The 3,526-nt window shown below is 48.9% G+C and carries 3 protein-coding genes; 1 reads left to right on the top strand and 2 read right to left on the bottom strand.

The genetic code is table 11. The features are described from left to right. Positions 1–2: 2 nt before the first annotated feature. Positions 3–908 (bottom strand): alpha/beta hydrolase, encoded by a 906-nt coding sequence (locus tag QUA16_RS32590; protein WP_333108448.1) that lies wholly within the window; start codon positions 906–908, stop codon positions 3–5. Positions 909–1,437: 529 nt separating this feature from the next. Here QUA16_RS32590 and QUA16_RS32585 point away from each other — a divergent pair. Beyond that, the gene (locus QUA16_RS32585) at positions 1,438–2,052 is read left to right on the top strand and encodes a hypothetical protein (protein ID WP_333108447.1); all 615 of its coding nucleotides are present in this window, start codon (positions 1,438–1,440) and stop codon (positions 2,050–2,052) included. Here QUA16_RS32585 and QUA16_RS32580 read toward each other — a convergent pair. Further along, positions 2,020–2,973: a hypothetical protein gene (locus tag QUA16_RS32580; protein WP_333108446.1), complete on the bottom strand. Its 954-nt coding sequence runs from the start codon at positions 2,971–2,973 to the stop codon at positions 2,020–2,022. The genes QUA16_RS32585 and QUA16_RS32580 overlap by 33 nt on opposite strands. Between the last annotated feature and the right edge of the window lie 553 nt (positions 2,974–3,526).

The raw sequence follows: 3,526 nt of genomic DNA, 5'->3' as shown, positions 1-3,526 counted from the left end.
CTTTACCCTTCCGAAAGCAATTTTAAGTATTGCCGAATTAAGCCAATCGTGACAGCGGGAATTTCTAACTGCGGAGTCAAACCTACGTTTTCCAGACGTTGAAAAACTTTGATTGCTTCGGGGTTGAGATTTGCCAACCGCTGGCCGATATCGGGGCCGGTAAACTGCGATTTTTCTCCCCAAATAATCGCTGTCGGCGTTGTTAGCTGAGTGATGTACAGCGACAAATCAAAGCACAAATCTCCCCGCACAAAAGACAGGGCTGCATATTCTGCATTTGGTTCCAAAGCAGATTGGAGGTAAGCATCAACAATTTCTTGGTAAACGCGACGCGAATCGGCAAATTGGCGTTGTTCTAGGAAGCTACGGATGCCGCCGTCTGTGGCGATTCCGGTACTGTAGAGCAAGCGATCTAAAATCGGCGTGTTGACTAGCTTAGCGAAGAAACTGCTGCCGTAATCTTGTCCGAAGTCCGACAAACCGCTGGGTATGGTCAAAATTAGGGATTTGAAGAGATCCGGCCGTGCGATCGCAGCTCGAATCGCGATCGCCCCCGTTAGCGAAGAAGCAATCACCTCTGTCGGGCTGCCGCAAGTTTTTTCGATAAATTCGATCAAAGTTGTGATATAATCTTCAACCTGATAATTTCTTGCCGGATGTTCCGATCGCCCCCAACCGATTAAATCCGGTGCTAAAATTCGATATTCTGCGGCAAAAGCCGGATAAACTTTCGACCATTCGTAGGCACTCGACCCGCCGCCAAAACCGTGAAAAAATACTAAGTTGGGCTTATTTTCCGAAGTTGAGGTCGGCAGCCCCATCCAAGGCATTTTTTCAGCAGTGTAGTAGACCATTCTGCCGAGAGAAGTAACTATCGATCGCTGACCGAAGCCGAGGGGTACAAGCATAAACTAACCTTAATCGCTGTTATATTTTAGATTTTTTTCCGTCGCCCCGTCTTTGTTTAAAAAACTTGCAAAGCTGGTGGCGTTTTTGTAAAGATTGAGTAATGATTTAAATCTATTTTAGTACAGGTGAAGCGTGAAACTACAGACAGCAAGTAAGTTTTGCGATTTGGGCAATTCGGCTGTGTAGTTATCCTTACCCTTGCAAACTACCGCCGATCGGAGATAATAGCAAAATGATGGGTAAGACCCCTCAACAAAATAGAGTCGGTTCGCCAACCCCGAAAGCAGGCGCTCGGAAAGGAGGACTATTAGAACTCGCTTTCAGGCAGGCGGCAGGTTTGCCGACGCTCGCCAATCACAAATCATTAATCACGATATTTTGCGGAGCAGTGGCTTTTGAGGTCGAAAGTCTTTGTTGGAGGGCGGGCAATGGGGTTTCGATTCCTAATTGCAGGTTTGGCAATCACGGGCCTCGCCGTTATCAATTCCAAAACAGAAGAAACAACTAATCTCAGGGAGGTCTACTAAAATGCAACTGCTCAGAAAAAGGGATCGCGAGGGTTTTATGGTTGATGCGAAAAGTCTTCAATCAGACGGGTTTGCAGAATTTGATACAGCCTATCGAAGCATGGATTTAAACAGCAAAAAGTCTTTTGTCGCCACTCCAGAACGCTCAGCCGCCGGGTCAGAGGTGCGATCGCGCGCCACGGTACCTGCGATCGTCCGGGTAGCTTTAGAAGACTTGAAATGCTTTGAAGTAGTAGAACACCAGTTTGCACATTGGGGGGTTACTTTTAGCAATGCCGTCGCCATCCAACCTTCAAACCCAGCATTTTTCACGGGTTCTGGGGCAACAGTGTTAATGGGAGCCCCCAAAAGCGGACTGATAGAAGTAACTTTTAAGCATCCAGTTCGCTGGGTGTCAGGACTTGTCACCAGTTCGCGACGAACTGTTTTATCTGCGTGTGACATTGACGGCAACCCAATTGTTCAGGATGAAATGCCGGCGCCCAATCTAGTGGGGTCTAATTCTCCGATCGACCCTAGGGCTCCCCTGCGCGTAAAAGCTCCGAATATTCATCGAATTAGTTTTTACGCTTTTGATGGTCAGCTAATAGTCGATGACTTGACTTTTGGATTTTAAAGCCATGCCATAAGTAGCGTCCCAAGTCTGCAAACCTTCGAGAAGGGCATTGCGGACTAAAGCTTCTGGTTCCCGACTCAGCATCAGGCGAAAGCACTCGGCAGCGCGGGAACAGGCGATCCTCTGCGAGGGCTTCGCTAACGAACTTTTGACAGAGCTCACAGGGCCAAACCCACCCTGATTCACCAAATCGGTCATTTGCCGCACGGCAATCAAACGCTTCACGGGGTCAGCATCAGTCAAATCCGCCAAGATGCGATCGAGCGCCACTTCATCTTTGGCGGCCCCCAGACTCAACCCTTGCCGCAGCAACAGCCAGGGAATCGCGATCGTGCCCAAATTCTGCAAAATTAGGCTCAAAGCCATCCAGTGGCTCTCGGATTCCGCCCAAATCGCCAAACTCATGTAAGCGCCCAAGGTAGCAATACCACCGGTGCCGACGGCTAAAACGAATCGGCGGTTCGGGCCCTCCCAAAATTGCTCGCCTTTTGCTCGCAGCAATTGCCAGTCCCACGACTGCCCTCGGTAAACCAGCATCATCGCTGCTATCCCCAGGCCTGTGGAAAACAGTAACTCACTGTTCCACCACCCCCAAACTGCTGCCAGGGTGACAACTGCCAGCCAACCTTTCGATCGAGTCAAACTCTCTAGCAGCCACTTGAGAAACGCAGTAGAAACCACAGGCGATCGGGCCCGATCGCTCTTACCATCTACCCTCCGACGCCTTCTTTCGGCAGTCCGGCCTGTCGCGGCTGGGGTTCCCGGCTGGCGATCGTCCGAACTAAAATCCCTCAAAGCTTGACCATCAGTTATTTCTAAAGACAGGTCGCTCAAGGGGAGATTACCGAGTTCCAAAGTGCGATCGGACACTTTCACAGGCGATCTATTCAGCTTGGTTGTAGTTTTTTTAACTTGATTCATACTGACTTTTGGGAAAAATAACTTAAAGTTATCCAGGCTTTTTTAGCACTGATTTAGATTCTCGGTAAACAAGAGTCTAAGACTCTATGATACCCGAAATTCAAACCCGTGGCGAGTACCGCAAATGCGCCGAATTCAGAGAAATCCTTACCAAAAATAGAGCTATTGAATATTGTTGAGAAAAGCACCACAGGTTAACAGGGAATATTTCTGAATCACTGTTGAGGTCCAAGGGCGATCGGAGTTGGTATGATGGCAAAAAATCGAAATTTTTTAATTTCCGAAAATAGGGGAATTTTGATTGATTCAATTCGTCCGCCAAGAAATGCACGACGAAAATTTAGCCTTTTGCCCGCAGGCCCGGGCTCTCGCTGCTACCCCCGGTGTCAGATGAGGCTGGGTTCAGCTTGACCGCTAGCTTAGGGCACCGCAGCCTCCGGTCGGGCCGAGAATCCAGACACAGACAGTATTGTTGGTTGACACTCCCCTGGCTAAAGCCGAGGGGATTCTTGATTCGCAGAATCAACTTGCCGATGCAGAATTACTTCAACAT

This window comes from Microcoleus sp. S13_C3, from assembly GCF_036700905.1.
Lineage (GTDB): Bacteria > Cyanobacteriota > Cyanobacteriia > Cyanobacteriales > Microcoleaceae > Microcoleus.
The sequence above is the reverse complement of the archived record's forward strand: the minus strand, read 5'-3'. Positions and strand labels throughout refer to the sequence as shown.